Origin of the sequence: Curtobacterium sp. A7_M15, assembly GCF_030705415.1 — a bacterium.
Taxonomy (GTDB): domain Bacteria; phylum Actinomycetota; class Actinomycetes; order Actinomycetales; family Microbacteriaceae; genus Curtobacterium.
The window spans coordinates 1-17,449 of record NZ_JAUZED010000075.1 but is presented as its reverse complement, the minus strand read 5'-3'; the positions used below and the strand labels follow the sequence as shown (position 1 = coordinate 17,449).

Here is a 17,449-nt window from a genome sequence, read left to right as displayed (position 1 = left end):
CGCACGCGCCGCACCACGCGCCCCGCGCGCCCCCGCCGCGCCCGCGCCACGCGCCCCGACGACGCGGTGTTGCGCGGGCGGTATACCGCGCCGTAGCATCGCCTCACCGCACCACAACCCCACAGGGCCCGACTGCCACCACCGGTCTGCCCGCGGCGAGCGCTCCACTGATGCAGCCTGGCCGTCCGCTGCCGGCAACGCCCCACTGGACCCGCACGTGAACACCTCTCCCTTCGGTCTCTACGACCCTGCCCGCGAATCGAGCGACTGCGGCGTCGGTTTCATCACCCGACTCGACGGCACGCCGAGCCACGACGTCATCCGCAAGGGCGACGAAGCACTGTGCGCCATCCCCCACCGCGGCGGCAAGTCCGCCGAGGGTGTCGGTGACGGCGCCGGCGTGAGCATCGACCTGTCGGTGGAGTTCTTCACCGCGATCACCGGCGCGGAGCTGCGGGCGGGCCACTTCGGCGTCGCGAACTGCTTCGTGCCGAGCGGCGCAGGCGTGACGGCGGACGCCGAGCGCGCCCGTGCGCAGCAGACCGTCACGGACGCCATCGAGCAGCAGGGCTTCGAGCTCCTGCTCGTCCGCGACGTCCCCGTGGACCACTCCGTCGCGCGCCCGGAGGCCGAGCAGTACCAGCTGCCGATCGTGCAGTGGGTCTTCCGTGCGCCCGAGACCTGGACCCGTGCCGAGGTCGACGCCGCCGCCAACCGCGCCCTGCTCGCGATCGAGGCGGTGTCCTACGGCCAGGCCGCCGCCGACCGGGCCGAGCACGCCGCCCTGTACCCGCTGTCGCTCAGCGCCCGCACCCAGATCCTCAAGGGGCGACTGAACTCCGGCGAGGTCATCGGCTACTTCACCGACCTGCGGGACCCGCGCCACTCGGTGCGGACGCTCTACTTCCACACCCGGTTCTCGACGAACACCGAGCCGCACCCGACGATGGCGCAGCCGTTCCGCCTGATGGCGCACAACGGCGAGCTGAACACCGACCGGAAGAACCGGCTGTCCGACGAGGCCCTCGCCCGTGCGCGCACCCGCAGCATCGTCCGCCCGCCCGGCCAGTCCGACTCGAGCCGCCTCGACCAGACGCTGCAGAGCCGCGTGTTCGACGACGGACTCGACATCGTCGAGGCAGTGGTCTCGCTCATGCCCCCGGCGTGGGAGAACGACCGCACGCTGACCCCGGCTGTGCGCGACATGCTCGAGTTCTTCTCGCTGTACGAGGAGAAGAACGACGGTCCTGCCGCCGTGATCTTCAGCGACGGCGACGTCGTCGGCGCGCGGCTCGACCGTCTGGGCCTGCGTCCGCTGCGCTCCGTGCAGACCGCCGAGTACCTGATGGTGTCGTCCGAGGCCGGCCAGGTCGGGTTCGAGCCGGAGGACGTCGTGCACCGCGGCCGCATCGAGGCCGGCGGCATGCTCGTCGTCGACCACCGCACGGGCACGCTCATGCGCACGCGTGAGGTGCTGGAGATGCTCGCTGCGCGGAAGCCGTACGGGACGCTCCTCGACGCCGCACGCGTCAACCTGGACGACGTCCCGGCGCCGGAGTACCAGCGCACGACGACCACGCTCGGCTACGAGGGCGACCTCTCGCTCGCCGGGCGCTACGTGGCGTACTCACTGAACCAGGAGAGCTTCCGGTTCATGCTCGACCCGATGCTGCAGAACGGCTCGGAGCGGATCTCGGCGATGGGCTACGGCAACGCGATCAACGCGCTCAGCGACACCGAGGGCGGCATGGCGAAGTACTTCTCGCAGCGCTTCGCACAGGTGACGAACCCGCCGCTGGACTCGATCCGCGAGGCCGACGGCATGTCGATGCGCGTCGCCCTGGGCGCCAAGCCCGACGGCACCGGCTCGACGAGCCGCCAGCTCGTGGTGGAGTCCCCGATCCTCGGGCACCTGGACATGGTGCGCCTGCGCGAGCAGGACATCGTGCCGCTCGAGCGCTTCGACATGCTCTACGTGCCGGTGCTCGGCGACGAGCAGGCGAACGCCGACGCGGTCCGCGCCGCCACGGAGCACCTGGCCGAGGCCGTCGCCGCCTTCGCGGAGCGCACCGGCGGCATCGCCGTGCTCACCGACCGCAACGTGTCGTCGACGCACGCGCCCCTCCCCGTCATCCTCGCCGTGGCCGCCGTCAACCAGCGGCTCATCGAGACCGGCCTGCGCCTGCGCGTCTCGATCGTCGCCGAGTCCGGTCAGCTGCCATCGTCACACCACGTGGCGACGGCGCTCGGCTTCGGCGCCTCGGCCGTGTACAGCCTGTCCGCACGGCTCCGTGCGGAGGAGAAGTACCCCGCCGAGGCCGCTCCGGCCGGCGAGTACACCGCCACCGACCTCGCCCTCAAGCGCTTCCGCAAGGCGGCGGAGAAGGCCCTCGCGAAGACCATGGGCCGCGTCGGACTCTGCACGGCCGAGAGCTACATCGGCGGCGAGTTCTTCGAGCCGAACTACCTCGACACCCGCGACGACCTGCTCGCCCGGGTCTTCCCGCACATGCAGGCCCCGGTCGGCGGCGTCGGGTTCGCCCGCATCGCCCAGGCCGCGACGGACTGGCACGAGCGCGCCCGCACGGTCGAGTCCGAGGGCCAGGTGCCCATGCTCGGCCTCTTCAAGGAGCGCTCCGACGGCGCCGGACACTCCTTCGGCGTGGCGAGCGTGCGCGGCTTCGGCGGCATGACCGAGGAACGTCCGGCCTTCGAACGCTCCGGCGACTCCGAGGCGCTGCGCCTCCTGACGCTCGGGCAGCTCGACGACGCGTTCGGCATCACCGACACCGCGTACCGGAACACGGGCTACGACCGGCTCAGCGACGCCGAGATCGACGCGCACCGGATCACCCCGGGCTACGTCACGTTCCTGCAGACCACGCACGACGAGCGATCGCGCCGCCCCGCCGCGCTCCGCGACGTGCTCGCGCTGCCCGCGGACGTCACCGGCACCGACACCGCCGAGGACTTCGCACGCGAACTCGGCCGCTTCTCGACCACCGGCAACGCCAGCGTGACGGTGCGCGGACTCTCCGGCTCACGTCCGGCCGGTGACGAGGACCTGCCTGGAGGCACGGCTCGCTTCCGCCTGGAGCTCACGTCGACGGGACCCACGGGTGCACTGCGCCACCAGGCCCTCGCCGACGGCCTCGCCCTGCTGCACCCCGGCCAGGTCGACGTCGACTCCGTCGACGACACCCAGGTGACGCTCCGCGCCACCGGCTCCGCCGTCGAGCTGCTCGCCCTGCTCGACCACGCCCCGGCGAGCGTCGACCTCGACGAGGTCCAGCCGGCGCACGAGATCACCCGGACCCTGGCGTCCGGCGCGATGAGCCACGGCGCGCTCGTCGCCACCGCGCACGAGGCCGTGGCGCACGGCACGAACATGGTCGGCGGCATGTCGAACAGCGGCGAGGGCGGCGAGCACCACTCCCGCTACGGCACGATCCGCGGCTCGCGCATCAAGCAGTTCGCCTCGGGGCGGTTCGGCATCTGGGCGGGCTACCTCGCCGACCCGATGCTCGAGGAGCTCGAGATCAAGATCGGCCAGGGCGCGAAGCCGGGCGAGGGTGGCCAGCTGCCCGCGCCGAAGGTCACGGTGGACATCGCCGCGGCCCGTGGTGGCACGCCCGGCGTCGAGCTCATCTCGCCGCCGCCGCACCACGACACGTACTCGATCGAGGACCTCGCACAGCTCATCCACGACTGCAAGGCCGCCCGAGTCCGGGTGATCGTGAAGCTCGTGTCCTCCGAGGGCATCGGCACCATCGCGGTCGGCGTCGCCAAGGCCGGCGCGGACGTCATCAACGTCGCGGGCAACACCGGCGGTACGGGTGCCGCGGCCGTCACGAGCCTGAAGTACGCGGGTCGCTCGGCGGAGATCGGCGTCGCCGAGGTCCACCAGGCCCTCGTCGCGAACGGCCTGCGCCAGAAGGTCACGCTCCGCTGCTCGGGCGCGCACCAGACCGGATCGGACGTCGTCACGAGTGCGCTGCTCGGCGGCGACTCGTTCGAGTTCGGGACGACCGCGCTGATGATGCTCGGCTGCGTGATGGCGAAGAACTGCAACGTGAAGTGCCCGGCCGGCCTCACCACGAACGCCGAGGCGTTCGAGGGCGACCCCCGCGCGCTCGCGCAGTACCTGCTCAACATCGCCCACGACGTGCGGCAGATCCTCGCGCGCCTCGGCCTGCGCTCCCTGCGCGAGGCCCGCGGCCGCACCGACCTGCTGCAGCTCCTCGACCACCCGGCGAGCGTCGGCCGCCTCGACGTGCGGAACCTGCTCGCACAGGTGCCGGAGAAGGTCGTCGAGGACCCGGAGTACCTCGAGAAGGACTTCCACACCGACGACGCACTGCTCGAGCGGGTCCGGACGGCCCTGGTCGACCACGAGCAGGCCCACGTGCTCGTGCACGGCGTGCTGCTCGGCAACAGCGACAAGTCCGTCGGCGGCCAGCTCGGCATCGACGTGGAGCGACTGCTCAACCACGAGCTGCGCGACACCGACCTGTCCGGGCACCCGGCGATCACCACCGACGACCGCGGGCGCCGCCGGCTCGTCGACGGCGCGGTCACGATCCGCACCCTCGGCTCGGCCGGACAGTCCTACGGCGTGTTCAACAACGACGGCATCGTCCTCGAGCACACCGGGACGGCGAACGACGGCGTCGGCAAGAGCCAGAGCGGCGGCCGGATCATCGTCCGCGCGCCGGGCGGCGGCAGCGCCGCGGAGGGCGGCAACGTCCTCGTCGGCAACTTCGCGCTCTTCGGCGCCACCGGCGGACGCACCTTCGTCGAGGGCGAGGCCGGCGACCGGTTCGCCGTGCGCAACTCCGGCGCGACGGCAGTGGTCGAGGGCGTCGGGGACTTCGGCTGCGAGTACATGACGGGCGGTGCCGTGTTCAACCTCGGCACCTTCGGCAAGGGCCTCGGCAACGGCATGTCCGGCGGGTTCCTGTACCAGTACGACCCGTCCGGCGAGGTCACCGAGCGCGCCAGCACCGACTCGCTCCTCGTGTTCCCGGTCACCGACACCGAGCGCGGGGCGTTCCACGAGGCCGCTGCGCGCCTGCTGCTCGAGTGGCACCTCGAGGCCACCGGCTCCGCCCTGGCCGAGCGTCTGCTCGCCGAGTGGGAGACCACCCGCCAGCACGTCTTCGTCGGCATGCCGCGCGCGCTCCTGCTCACGCAGGACGCCGGCGAGATACTGGCCGCGGCGAGCCGCAACGAGCTGCTCGACGAGCTGGCGACGTCCATCGCGACCGACAAGCTCCGCGCGTTCAAGGTCGACTACCGCGACCAGCGCGCCGTGCTCGGCGGTCGTGCACCCGCGCTCGGCGACCAGGGCGACGACATGTTCTCGCTCCTGTCCTCGTACACGGTGCTCGGCGTCGCCCAGGACCTCGCGCTCGAGCGGGTGCCCGGAGCGGCCGGTCCGAACGACCCGCGGGTGACCGAGGCGGTCAAGAACCTCATCCTCACCGAGGACTTCTTCGTGAAGCAGCGCGTCGTGAAGTACCTGCGCGGCACGCTCGACCGCTTCGCGGACGACGAGCTCGCGACGCTCATCGCGATCAAGCGCCTCGACGACTACAAGCGCGCGCTCACGCAGCGGAACAACCGCAGCATGGACGCGCCGGGCACCACGGGGTGGATCATGCACCAGAACGCCAAGAACGACGGCCGCGTCCGCGAGGCCCGCTTCGACGAGCTCCTCGCGAACGCGGCGCTCGAGGACATCGCCCGCCGTGCACCGCAGGCGCCGACCGAGGCGGTGTCCGCGTGAGCCTCCTGCCACCGACCGGCTCGCTGATCCCGGTCGACGCGCCGTTCTCGCAAGCCCAGGAGTCCTGGCTCGCCGGGTTCATCGCGGGGATCGCCGCCGCGGGCAAGCGGGCGTCCGGCGGCGCCCCGACGACGACGGTCGACGTGCTCTTCGGCACGCAGACCGGCAACGCGGAGTTCCTCGCCGACGAGCTGGTCGCCGGCGCGAAGGCCCGCGGGCTCGGCGGTCGTGCCACCGCGCTCGACGCCGTCACGCCGGAGCAGCTCGCCGGGATGTCGCACGTGCTCGTGGTCACCTCGACCTACGGCGAGGGCGAGATGCCCGACAACGCGGGACTGTTCTGGGACGCTATCCAGGCGACGACCGTGCCGCGACTCGAGGGGCTGCAGTACGCCGTCCTCGGCCTCGGCGACACGAGCTACGACGAGTTCTGCCAGGCCGGCAAGCTCCTCGACACCCGCTTCGAGCAGCTCGGAGCGACCCGGATCCACGAGCGCGTCGACTGCGACGTGGACTTCGAGGACCCGGCCGCCCTCTGGACCGCCGCGGTGCTCGACCGTCTGGCAGCGGAAGCGGGCGTGCAGTCCGGCGCGACCACGGCGGTGGCGGCGACCGGCGCGACGACCGCGGCCGGCGGGGCGGGCGCGAGCCGCGCCTCCAGGCCCGGCGCCCAGTGGAACAAGCGCAACCCGTACCCGTCGACGCTGGTCGAGAACCGGCTGCTGTCCTCGCCGCGCAGCGCGAAGGAGATCCGGCACTACGAGTTCGACCTCGGCGACTCGGGGATCGAGTACTCGGCGGGTGACGCGCTCGCGGTCGTCCCGGTCAACGACGAGGTGTTCGTCGGCGAGCTGCTCGAGCAGGTCGGCGCGAACGGTTCCGAGACGCTCGACGGTCGCCCGGTCACCGAGGTCCTGCGGACCGACCGTGAGATCCGGACGCCCTCGAAGGACCTGATCGCGGACCTGGTCCAGCGCGCACCGTCGTCCGAGCTCGCCGCCGTCGTCTCGCACGGCGACAAGCACGAGCTGGACCGCTGGCTCTGGGGACGCGACGTCCTCGACCTGCTCCGCGACGCCGGACCCGCCGCACCCGGACTCGACGAACTCCTGCCGAACCTGCGACCACTGCAGGCGCGGCAGTACTCGATCTCGTCGAGCCCGCTGGCCCACCCGGACCGCATCCACCTGACGATCGCGTCCGTCCGGTACGGGGACCCGCACCGCATGTACGCCGGCGTGGCGTCGACGTTCCTCGCCGACCGGGTCTCCCCCGACGGCACCGTGGACGTCTACCTGCAGCCGAACGCGTCGTTCGGGGTGCCGGCCGACCCCTCCGCGCCGATGATCATGGTCGGTCCGGGCACCGGGATCGCACCCTTCCGCGGGTTCCTGCACGAGCGTGCGGTCTCCGGGGCGACGGGCCGGAACTGGCTGTTCTTCGGCGACCAGCACCGCGACACCGACTTCGTCTACGAGGACGAGCTGACGTCGCTGCAGGCTTCCGGCGTGCTGGAGCGCCTCGACCTGGCGTTCTCGCGCGACCAGGCCGAGAAGGTGTACGTGCAGACCCGGATGCTCGAGCAGGCTGCGGAGCTCTACTCGTGGCTCGAGGACGGCGGGCACCTGTACGTGTGCGGCGACGCCTCGCGGATGGCGAAGGACGTCGAGCAGGCGCTCCTGATGGTCATCGGTTCGCAGCGGGGCAAGGGCGAGGACGACGCGCAGGCGTACCTCGCCGACATGCGGCGCGGCAAGCGGTACGTCCGCGACGTGTACTGAGCGGCGCCCACGGCCGTGCGGCTGGTGGCCGCGCGGGGCCCGGCGGCCGCGCGGGGATGCAGTGTGCGAGGTTCCGCGCGGTGTGCGGGGTCGTACTCGTCCCACCGTGCGCGGAACCTTGCACACTGGCGCACGCCAAGCGGGACGCCGCCGGCGCCACACCCGTCGCCCCGGTGCGGAACCCGAATCCACGCCGGGGCGACGGTGAGGGGGCGCTGTGGGCCGGGAGGCCCCTGATCCGGGACTCCGCGCACATCACGTGGTCCCCCTCGGACCGCGGGGGCCATCGGCACCGGATCCCTGGGCCGGGGCCGATCGCTCGCGCGGTACCCCCACCGTACCCAGACGGCGAGGACGTGTACGACCCGTTGACCGCGCCCGGACCGTGTGCTAGTCGGCGTCGTCCGAGCCGGAGACGTCTTCGGCATCACCGGGCACGACCGCGCGGGACCACGCCGAGTCGTCCGCCGTGCTCGTGTCCGGCGGCTCCCGGGTGAGCACGAGCCCGGAGCCCGAGGTCGCCGCGGCGTAGAGGTCCTCGAGCCAGCTACGGTTGATCCGCGGCACCCGGCTGCCGGAGAACTTGAAGTGCAGGCTCACGTTCGGGTGCAGCCAGATGGAGCTGCGGCCGTTGCCGTGGACGACGTCGTCCTTCCACGAGAACACGAAACGGTGCTCTCGCCGGAGCATGTTCACGATGACGATCTGCAGGTGTGTGAGCGCTCGGTCGTCGATCCGGAGGTCGAGCGGTTCGCCGTCGTAGATGAGCTGGCCCATACCGACCTTCTACACGCGGAGGGTTGTGCAACGGACGACGCGGTCGTAACGTACAACCAAATGGTTGCACGAACAGCTCTGAGCGATGCCGAGGTCGACCGGGTCTTCCACGCCCTGGCCGACGCGACGAGGCGCGACATCATCCGTCGCACCCTCGTCGGCGAAGCGTCCGTCAGCGGACTCGCGGACGCCTACGCGATGTCGTTCGCCGCCGTCCAGAAGCACGTCGCCGTCCTCGAAGGAGCAGGACTCGTGACGAAGGAAGCCCGGGGCCGCACCCGCATCGTGCGTGCCGAACCGGGACAGATCGATCGGGTCCGTGGGCTGCTCGACAGCTGGGCGGACCTGTGGCGCGGCCGGATCGACCGTCTCGACGCGCTGCTGCGAGACGACAGCGCACCGCCGGGAGCAGACCGCGCGCCGCTGGGAGGAGATCGCACACTGCGGGGAGAAGACCGCGCACCGCTGGGAGCCGACCGCGCACCGCGCGGCGACGATAACCGAACGCAAGGGAGCCACTGATGCCGACCACGTCCGTCCACACCGACCCCGAGGAACTCACCCTCACCCTCGTGGCCGAGTTCCCCGTCCCCGTCGAACGACTCTGGGCAGCGTTCGCCGACCCCCGACAGCTCGAGCGGTTCTGGGGCCCGCCCGGCTTCCCGGCCACCTTCACGTCGTTCGACCTGCGACCCGGCGGCCTCGCGCACTACCGGATGACCTCGCCCGAGAACGAGCGGTTCCACGCGGTGTGGCAGGTGACCGAGGTCGACGAGCCCCGTCGGATCGCCTTCCGTGACCTGTTCTCCGACCCCGAGGGCGAGGTCGACGAATCCCTGCCCGCGAGCGAGACCGTGCTCTCGTTCGAGGCGATCGACACCGGGTCCCGGGTGACGGTCCTGACGTCGTTCGCGTCGTCCGCCGACCTCGAGACCCTGCTCGAGATGGGCATGCGCGAGGGCTACACGCAGGCGTTCGGGCAGCTCGACCGGGTGCTGGCCGACCTGCGCGAGTACGCCCTCGGGAAGGGCACTGTCACCGAGATCGTGGACGACACCCACGTCGCGATCACCCGAGCGTTCGCGGCGCCGCGGCACCTGCTCTGGCGTGCGCACACCGAGCCGGAGCTGGTGCGCCGCTGGCTGCTCGGCCCGGACGGGTGGGAGATGACGGTGTACGAGAACGACCTCGTCGTCGGCGGTTCCTTCCGGCAGGCCTGGGCACCCGTCGGCGACACCGAGGGCGAGCCGTTCGGGTTCGAGGGCGAGAACCTCGTGATCGAGCCCGAACGCCGGATGGTCACGACCGAACGGATGACCGGTGCGCCGTTCCCGGCCAACGTCAACGACCTGCAGTTCGACGAGGCCGACGGCGTCACGCTCCTGACGCTCCGCATCACCTTCCCCGACCGCGAGCAGCGGGACACGATCCTCGCCACCGGCATGACGGACGGCATGGAGGCGAGCTACCAGCGTCTGGAACGCGAGGTCCTGACCGCCGCGGCGTGAGTCCGGTCGGACGGGAGGCACAGTGCGGGCCCGCCCCGCGCCTCCCGTCCTTCAGTCGGTCGCGTCACGGTCGCGCGGTCGCGCGGTCGCGTCCGCCGCGTCGGTCGCGTCGGTCACGAAAGCGACAGTGCACCGGCGGCGGCTTGCGAGTGTCCCGCGGAAGCGACAGGGCCGCGCAGCAGGCGACCGCCCTCAGCCCTGCGCGGTCGGCTCGTAGCGGCGTGCACCGCCGCGCACGCCGGCGAAGCGGTACGGCGCAGCCGTGACCCGCGGACGCTCGACGTCCTCGCTGGTGGCGGCACCCTCGGCGTGCAGCGCACGGTAGGCGTCCACCGTCAGCGGGACGCGGGCCTCGAGCAACGACCGGACCCGACCCGCACGACGGTGCTCGCGGTACGCGGGCTGCACGATGCCGGTGAGGAGCTCCCCCACACTGCCGGACCCGTAGCTGAACAGAGCGATGCGCTCCCCGGCGAGGTCGTCGTCGAGGTCGAGCAGCGCTGCCAACCCGATCCAGAGCGACGCCGTGTAGGTGTTGCCGGTCTGCTTGTTGTACGTGAACCCGAGGGCGAGCTCGGACTCGTCGAAGGGCACCCCGACGTGCTGCGTGAGCTTCCGGTGCGCCTTGAGCGCCATCTTCGTGAACGGCTGGTGGTGGACGAAGCGCACGATGTCCTCGTACGCCGGGCCGCCCTGCGCCGCGAGGTCGTCCCACGCGCCGACGAACGCGTCGACGTAGGCGCTGACCGAGAGGCGGCCGTCGACGAGCGCGGTGGAGCGGTCGTTCGGTCGCCAGAAGTCGTCGACGTCGGCGGTGAAGACCCCGGCCGCCGGCTCGATCTCGATGAGGTCGGGGTCGGCCGAGACCAGGATCGCGGCGGCGCCGGCACCCTGCGTCGGCTCGGCGGCGGTGTCGACGTCGTACCGGGCGACGTCGGCGGCGATGACGAGCACGCGCTCCCGGGGGGCACGTGCGACGATGCCGAGGGCGAGCTGGACGGCGGCGGTCCCGCCGTAGCAGGCCTGCTTCAGCTCGACGACGCGGACGTTCTGCGGCAGCCCGAGCAGGCCGTGCACGAACACCCCGGCCGCCTTCGACTGGTCGACGCCCGACTCGGTGGCGAACAGCACCGTGCGGATGCCGTCGGCCCCGTGGCGGTCGATGATCTCCTTCGCGGCTGCGGCGCCCATGGTGACGATGTCCTCGTCGGGGGCGGGCACGCTGAACGCGTCCTGTCCGATGCCCACGTGGTACTTCGCCGGGTCCACCCCGAGGCGCTCGGCGAGGTCGTCGAGATCGAGCACGTGGTGCCCGGTCGCGACGGCGAGGTCGTGGATGCCGATGCGGGTCATGCTGCACCTCCGGCGGGCTTCGCGCCGCGACGTTCCATCGCGACGTGGGCGGCCATCAGCTCGCCCGGGTTGGTCTGCGCGGCGAGCAGGGAGAGCTCCCCGCACAGGACGGTCGCGGCGCAGAGGGCGGCGAGCCGGCGGGCGTTGGCTCCGGGCTCTCGGTCCTCGCGGCAGCCGAGGCGCACGAGGGCGTCCTCGACGACGGGCAGGTCACCGCCCTTGCCGTTGCCGACCGTGCCGACGATGAGGTGCGGCAGTGCGGTCGAGAAGTACAGGTCGTCGCCCCGGACCGACGCCGTCGTGATGCCCTGGGAACCCTCGACGATGTTCGCCGCGTCCTGCCCGGTGGCGAGGTAGAACCCGAGGAGCATGTTCGCGTAGTGCGCGTTCGCGGAGCGCAGTGCGCCGGCGATCGTGGAGCCGATGAGGTTCTTCGCGACGTTGAGCTCGGCGATCTTCTCCGGCGTCGACCGCAGCCGCTTCTCGACGACCTCGCCCGGGATGACGATCTCGGCGATGGTGTTCCGGCCGCGCCCGCGGATGCCGTTCACCGCGGTGGCCTTCTTGTCGGTGCAGAAGTTGCCGGAGACGCTGACGTAGCGCAGGCCCGGCTCCCACGCGAGGATCGCCGGCAGCAGCTTGTCCGCCGCCTGCGTGACCATGTTGTGTCCGGAGGCGTCCCCCGTGGTGAACGCGAAGCGCAGGAACAGCAGGTCCCCGACGATCTCCGGGTGCACCTCGATGAGCTTGGCGAAGCGGCTCTGGCCCGCGACGATCTGCTCGAGCTCGTTCTGCCGCGCGAGGATGCGTCCGGTCGCGAGGTGTGCCGCGGCCGCGCTGTCGGCACGGACCACGACCGAGCGGGTCATGCGCTCGTCGACGACGGTCGCGACGATGCCGCCCTCGACCATGCGCGAGATGCGGGCACCGCGGCCGACGGACGGCCACAGGGGCGACTCGTAGGTGGCGAGCGGCACCTCGTGCTCGCCCTCCACCGCGTTGCCGCTGATGCGGATCGGCCCCACCCACTTCGTGGGGATCGGGGTCAGCAGGTCAGTCATCGACGCTCCCTTCGGGCGCTTGCACCGCGACGCTGAGGTGTCTGATGTCGTGCGCCTCCCAGGCGCGGTGGATGCCGGCGAGGTCGGTGTCCGCCGGGACGAGTGCGATGCCGCAGTCGCCGCCGCCGGCGCCGGACGGTTTGGCCGCCCCGCCCGCGGCTTCGACGACGTCGCACAGGGTGGCGAGCCGCTCGGTCTCGATCTGCGAGCCGACCGACGTGCCGAGGCGTTGGAGCAGCCCGCGGGCGCGTCGGAGCGCGTCGAGGGTTCGTTCGGCGTCACCGGTCTGCAGGCCCACGGTGAGGTCGTCGACGCAGGCGCGGCTCTCGTCGAGGAACGCCTGGTACCCGCCGTTGCGGTGCCGCCGGACGACGCCGACGAGCTTCGTCGTCGAGGCCGGCGACCCGGTCCACCCGACGAGCAGTTCGAGGTTCTCGGGCGCGGGCAGCCGCTGGACGTCGAAACCCGCCCACGCGCCGTCGTGGTCGGTGTCGCCGAGGATGTCGGTGACCGAGCGACGGTCGAGCTCGGCAGCGAGCCGTTCGCGGTCCGGTGCACTGTAGCGGAGCCAGCCGCCGAAGGTGCTCGCCGCGAGGTCCCCGCCGGAGGCGCGCGGGTTCACCCGGATGGTGGCGAGCAGGGCGACCTGGAAGCGCTTCCGCTGGGAGAGTCCGAGGCCGTAGAAGCGGTCGAGGGCGCCCACCGTGGCGACGGTCACCGCCGCGGAGGACCCGAGCCCGAACTTGCGGCCGCTCGCATCGTCGAGCTGGCTGTGGATGCGGAGGTCGTGGAAGCGCGGCGCGATGCCCTGCTCGGCGCGGAGCTTCTCGACGAGGTCGATCGTCGCCATCACGTAGTCGTACGGGTGGTGCTCGGTGTCGAGCGCGATGCCGTCCTCGGCGCGGGTCCAGGTGAGCGGGAGGTGTCCGTACTCCTCGGAGTGCACGCTGCCGGCACCGTGCCCCTCGGTCACACGCGCGGTGATCGCGCGGTCGAGGGCGATGATGACCGACGGCTGGCCGGGCTCGACGACGGCGTACTCGCCCGCGACGAACAGCTTGCCGTGGGCACGGAACTCGATCACTCGGCGGACTCCTCTGGTCGGACGACACCCGGTGCGGGTGCCTCCGGGTCCTGGGTCGCAGGGACTTCGGAGCCGAGCAGGTACGCGCCTGGTCCGGTGCCCGACTCGATGACGTCGCCGAAGCCCGTGAGCGCGGTCGCCACGGCGGCGCGGTCCTCCGGCGTCGTGAGCACGACGACGTTGGGGCCGGCGTCGGCGGTGGCGTAGGCCGGGAGTCCGGCGGCACGGAGCTCGGCGACGGCGTCGAACACGGCGACGCTGCGGGCGTTGAGGTACCGGATGGGCGGGAAGGCGCCCTCGATCGTGGCGTGCATGCGGAGGGCGTTGCTCTCGGTCAGCTCGCCGATGCGGGCGAAGTCACCCGCCGCGCAGGCCGTGAGCATGTCCCCGACGGTCTCGGTGGTCGAGGTGACCCAGGCGGGGTAGAACGGCGACGTCGCGATGGTCCGCCGCATCGCCTCGCGCGAGCCGATCGCCTTCGGGCCGGCGTCGATCGTCACGACGACCATGGCCATCGGCGGCGCGGGGATCGGCTCGGCGTAGGAGCCCTCGTCGTCACCGGCGTGCCAGACGGCCACGCCACCGGGGATCGACCGCGTGGCCGAACCGGAACCGCGTCGGGCGAGCCGGGACAGGTCACGTGCGGAGAGGTCGAGCCCGTACGCCGCCGCGGCCGCGGTCGCGAGCGCCGCGAACCCCGAGGCGCTCGACGCCAGCCCGGCACCGGTCGGCACCGTGTTCTCCGTCACGACGGACGCCCGCGCCGACGACCCGGCGAGCTCGCGCACGAGGTCGAGGAACTGCGTGACCCGGACCAACGCCCCGTCGGTCGAGACCGAACCGTTGAGCGTGAGGGTGTCCTCCGCCGAGCCCCCGACGGTCACGGACGTCGTCGTCGGGAACACGTCGAGCCCCATCGAGACGCTGCCGGTGGCCGGCAGCGCGAGGGACGCGTCCGCCTTGCCCCAGTACTTGACGAGGGCGATGTTGGGGTGCGCGACGGCGGTGGCGGTCATCAGGCGCGGTCTCCGATCGTGGTGGTCCAGGTGGCCGCGGCACCCGCGCCGCGCAGAGCGGCCGCGATGCGGTCCGCGTGGTCGTCGTCCGTGGCGAGGGCGATGACGCACCCGCCGCGACCCCCACCGGTGAGCTTCGCGCCGAGGGCCTCGGCGCGGCGCGCCGCACCGACGAGCCGGTCCAGGTCGTCGCTCGACACGTCGAGGTCGGTGAGCAGCTCGTGCGCGGCGTCCATCGTGGCACCGAGCGCCTGAGCGTCGCCCCGCACCAGCGTCTCGCGTGCGCGTCGGGCGAGTGCGCCGATCTCGTCGATGACGCCGCCGGTACCGCCCGGGTCGGCGTCGTGACGCGCACGGACGGCCGACACGGCCTCGCGCGTGTGCCCGGGCACTCCGGTGTCGGCGACCACGAAGGCGAACCGCGCGCCGAGCTCGACCGGCTCGATGCGCCCGCCCTCGAACCAGACCGGTGCGTCCGCGACCACCCCGCGGGCGTCGAGCCCGGAGGGCCGGCCGTGGGCGACCCGCTCGCACTCCTGGATGAGTTCGTGGTGCGCCTCGGCGTCGAGCGTCTCGCCCAGCGCGTCCGCGACCGCCGCGGTCACCGCCGCCGCCACCGCCGCGCTCGACCCCATGCCGCGGGCGGTGGGGACCTCGCTGTCGACACGGACGTGGAACCGGCGGTCCGTCGCACCGAAGTGCCGCAGCGTGGCGGTCACCGCGGTGACGGTCGGCATCACGGCAGCGGGAGCGAGGTCGAGCGGCCCGGTGTGCACGGTCGACTCGAGGTGGTGTCCCTCGGCGTCGTCGAGCGGTGTGACCGTCGCGACCACCACGGCGTCGAGGACCGGCAGCACGAGCGCGGGTGCGCCGTAGACCACGGCGTGCTCCCCGATCAGGATCGTCTTGCCGTGGGACGACGCCCTACCGGTGCGGCTGGTGGGGCCGGCTCCAGGGGTCGCTGCGTTGTCGAGGTCGTTGGTGGTCATCGTGGGTCACGTCAGCCTAACCGTCCCGACCATGCGCCCGCTCGACGGTGTCCGTACCCCGCCCGTACGTCAGCCGGATGCGTGGTGCACCGTGGACAGCACCGGCAAGAAAGTTGTGCACAACTGAGTTGCGTGCAATGCTCGTGTCATGCCCGTGACCGACGAGATGGTGTGCTTCTCCCTCTACGCAGCGAGCCGAGCCACCACGCAGGCGTACCGGAGCCTGCTCGAACCCTGGGGCCTCACCTACCCCCAGTACCTCGTCCTCGTGACCCTGTGGATCGAGGGCGACCAGACCGTCTCCGGCCTCGGTGACCACCTGCAGCTCGACTCCGGCACGCTCTCGCCGCTCCTGCGCCGCATGGAGCAGTCGGACCTCGTCCGCCGCGAGCGTCGCAGCACCGACGAGCGCGTCGTCACGGTCACCCTCGGCGACCGCGGCCGGTCGATCCGTGGCGAACTGGCCCACATCCCGTCAACGATCGCCGCCGGGATGGGGCTGCCCGACGAACGTGCCGCGACGGAACTCATCGCGACGCTGCACCGGCTGACCGAGACCATGCACGCCGCCGCGACGCCGAACCGCGCCGCAGCGGACCACTGACCCCACGAAGGAAGGAACACCATGGAAGCCCTCTACACCGCCGAGGCCCTGTCCACCGGCGCCGGCCGCGACGGCCGCGTCGCGACCAGCGACGGCTCGTTCGCGCTCGACCTCGCGATCCCGAAGGAGATGGGCGGCTCCGGCGCCGGCACCAACCCCGAGCAGCTGTTCGCCGCCGGGTACGCCGCGTGCTTCCACTCGGCACTGCAGGGCGTCGCCCGCGCGCAGAAGGTCAAGATCGCGGACTCGTCCGTCGGCGGCCGCGTGCAGATCGGCCCGAACGGCGAGGGCGGCTACCAGCTGGCCGTGCTGCTCGAGGTCGTCCTGCCCGGGCTGTCGCACGAGGTCGCGCAGGGCCTCGCGGACGCCGCGCACCAGGTCTGCCCGTACTCGAACGCGACCCGCGGCAACATCGACGTCACCATCACCGTCTCGGAGGACTAGTCCATGAGCACCACTGCCACCACCATGCGCGCCGTCGTCCACGAGACCTTCGCCGAGCCGGCCGAGGTGCTCGGCGTCCAGGAGCGCCCGGTCCCCACGCCCGGCCCCGGCGAGGTCCTCGTCCGCACGGTCCTCTCCCCCATCCACAACCACGACCTCTGGACCGTCCGCGGCACCTACGGCTTCAAGCCCGAGCTGCCCGCCGCGTCCGGCACCGAGGCACTCGGCGTGGTCGAGGCCCTCGGCGAGGGCGTCACGAACCTGCAGGTCGGCCAGCGCGTCGCCGGCGGGGCCTTCGGCGTCTGGGCCGAGTACTACACCGCGAACGCCGCCGGACTCGTGCCGGTGCCGGACGCGATGCCCGACGAGGCCGCGGCGCAGCTCGTCTCGATGCCGTTCAGTGCCATCAGCCTGCTGCACTCGCTCGACCTGCACGAGGGCGACTGGCTCATCCAGAACGCCGCGAACGGTGCCGTCGGCCGCATGGTCGCCCAGCTCGGCAAGGCCCGCGGCATCAACGTCATCGGGCTCGTCCGCCGCGCGGCCGGCGTCGAGGAACTCCGTGCGCAGGGCATCGAGCGCATCGTCGCCACCGACGCCGAGGACTGGAAGGACCAGGTCGCCGCGATCACCGGCGGTGCGCCGATCATCGCGGGCGTCGAGTCCGTGGGCGGCACGGCCGCCGGCGACGTCGCCAGCGTGCTCGGCGAGAACGCCACGCTCGTCGTGTTCGGCGCGATGGCGTCCCCCACGCTCGAGATCCCGTCCGGCAAGGTCATCTTCGGCCAGCTCACGGTGAAGGGCTTCTGGGGCAGCGTCGTCAGCAAGACGATGCCGGCCGAGACGAAGGGCCAGCTGTTCGGCGAGCTCATCACGCGCGTGCTCGACGGTTCGCTGACGCTCCCCGTCGCGGAGACGTTCGCCTTCGAGGACGTCCGCGACGCGGTCCGCGCGTCCGACACCGCCGGCCGCGTCGGCAAGGTGCTCCTGCGCCCCTAGACGCGACTGCACAACGGACGGGAGGCGCGGTGCCAGCTGGCACCG

Annotated in this window: 13 protein-coding genes; 7 read left to right on the top strand and 6 right to left on the bottom strand. The window is 72.2% G+C overall.

Translation table 11 applies throughout. The features are described 5' to 3' along the window. Window positions 1–217 precede the first annotated feature (217 nt). Both Q7F20_RS13200 and Q7F20_RS13195 read left to right on the top strand, forming a co-directional pair. Window positions 218–5,788 carry a glutamate synthase-related protein gene (locus Q7F20_RS13200; RefSeq protein ID WP_305740541.1) on the top strand — a complete coding sequence of 1,857 codons (5,571 nt, stop codon included), beginning with the start codon at window positions 218–220 and terminating at the stop codon, window positions 5,786–5,788. Then, entirely contained in the window at window positions 5,785–7,569 is a 1,785-nt protein-coding gene (locus Q7F20_RS13195; RefSeq protein WP_305740540.1) for a sulfite reductase subunit alpha, read from the top strand. The genes Q7F20_RS13200 and Q7F20_RS13195 overlap by 4 nt, the downstream gene beginning before the upstream one ends. Window positions 7,570–7,959: 390 nt before the next feature. On the opposite strand, the gene Q7F20_RS13190 is transcribed toward Q7F20_RS13195, so the two are convergent. Next, window positions 7,960–8,346 (bottom strand): ATP-dependent DNA ligase, encoded by a 387-nt coding sequence (locus Q7F20_RS13190; RefSeq protein ID WP_305740539.1) that lies wholly within the window; start codon window positions 8,344–8,346, stop codon window positions 7,960–7,962. Between the two features lie 60 nt (window positions 8,347–8,406). Here Q7F20_RS13190 and Q7F20_RS13185 point away from each other — a divergent pair, with 60 nt between their 5' ends. After that, window positions 8,407–8,868, top strand: coding sequence for a helix-turn-helix transcriptional regulator (locus Q7F20_RS13185; RefSeq protein WP_305740538.1), 462 nt, complete (start codon window positions 8,407–8,409; stop codon window positions 8,866–8,868). Then, window positions 8,868–9,854, top strand: a complete 987-nt coding sequence (locus Q7F20_RS13180) for an SRPBCC family protein (RefSeq protein ID WP_305740537.1) — start codon at window positions 8,868–8,870, stop codon at window positions 9,852–9,854. Before Q7F20_RS13185 ends, Q7F20_RS13180 begins: the two co-directional genes overlap by 1 nt. 192 nt (window positions 9,855–10,046) lie before the next feature. On the opposite strand, the gene Q7F20_RS13175 is transcribed toward Q7F20_RS13180, so the two are convergent. Genes Q7F20_RS13175 through mvk form a run of 5 tightly spaced genes read right to left on the bottom strand, consistent with a single transcriptional unit; the run spans window position 10,047 to window position 15,357 of the window. Next, window positions 10,047–11,207, bottom strand: a complete 1,161-nt coding sequence (locus Q7F20_RS13175; RefSeq protein WP_305740536.1) for a hydroxymethylglutaryl-CoA synthase — start codon at window positions 11,205–11,207, stop codon at window positions 10,047–10,049. After that, window positions 11,204–12,268 carry a hydroxymethylglutaryl-CoA reductase gene (locus Q7F20_RS13170; RefSeq protein ID WP_305740535.1) on the bottom strand — a complete coding sequence of 355 codons (1,065 nt, stop codon included), beginning with the start codon at window positions 12,266–12,268 and terminating at the stop codon, window positions 11,204–11,206. The genes Q7F20_RS13175 and Q7F20_RS13170 overlap by 4 nt, the downstream gene beginning before the upstream one ends. Beyond that, window positions 12,261–13,352: a phosphomevalonate kinase gene (locus Q7F20_RS13165; protein WP_305740534.1), complete on the bottom strand. Its 1,092-nt coding sequence runs from the start codon at window positions 13,350–13,352 to the stop codon at window positions 12,261–12,263. The genes Q7F20_RS13170 and Q7F20_RS13165 overlap by 8 nt, the downstream gene beginning before the upstream one ends. Further along, on the bottom strand, window positions 13,349–14,368 hold the full coding sequence (mvaD, locus tag Q7F20_RS13160; protein WP_305740533.1) for a diphosphomevalonate decarboxylase: 1,020 nt from the start codon (window positions 14,366–14,368) through the stop codon (window positions 13,349–13,351). Before mvaD ends, Q7F20_RS13165 begins: the two co-directional genes overlap by 4 nt. Beyond that, window positions 14,368–15,357, bottom strand: coding sequence for a mevalonate kinase (mvk, locus tag Q7F20_RS13155; RefSeq protein ID WP_305740532.1), 990 nt, complete (start codon window positions 15,355–15,357; stop codon window positions 14,368–14,370). Before mvk ends, mvaD begins: the two co-directional genes overlap by 1 nt. Before the next feature lie 148 nt (window positions 15,358–15,505). On the opposite strand from mvk, the gene Q7F20_RS13150 reads away from it, so the two are divergent. Genes Q7F20_RS13150 through Q7F20_RS13140 form a run of 3 tightly spaced genes read left to right on the top strand, consistent with a single transcriptional unit; the run spans window position 15,506 to window position 17,404 of the window. Next, window positions 15,506–15,961 carry a MarR family winged helix-turn-helix transcriptional regulator gene (locus tag Q7F20_RS13150; RefSeq protein WP_305740531.1) on the top strand — a complete coding sequence of 152 codons (456 nt, stop codon included), beginning with the start codon at window positions 15,506–15,508 and terminating at the stop codon, window positions 15,959–15,961. Between the two features lie 21 nt (window positions 15,962–15,982). After that, a complete protein-coding gene (locus Q7F20_RS13145) occupies window positions 15,983–16,405 on the top strand; it encodes an organic hydroperoxide resistance protein (RefSeq protein WP_305740530.1) in 423 nt (140 codons plus the stop codon). 24 nt (window positions 16,406–16,429) lie between these two features. Then, entirely contained in the window at window positions 16,430–17,404 is a 975-nt protein-coding gene (locus Q7F20_RS13140; RefSeq protein WP_305740542.1) for a zinc-binding dehydrogenase, read from the top strand. Window positions 17,405–17,449 lie beyond the last annotated feature (45 nt).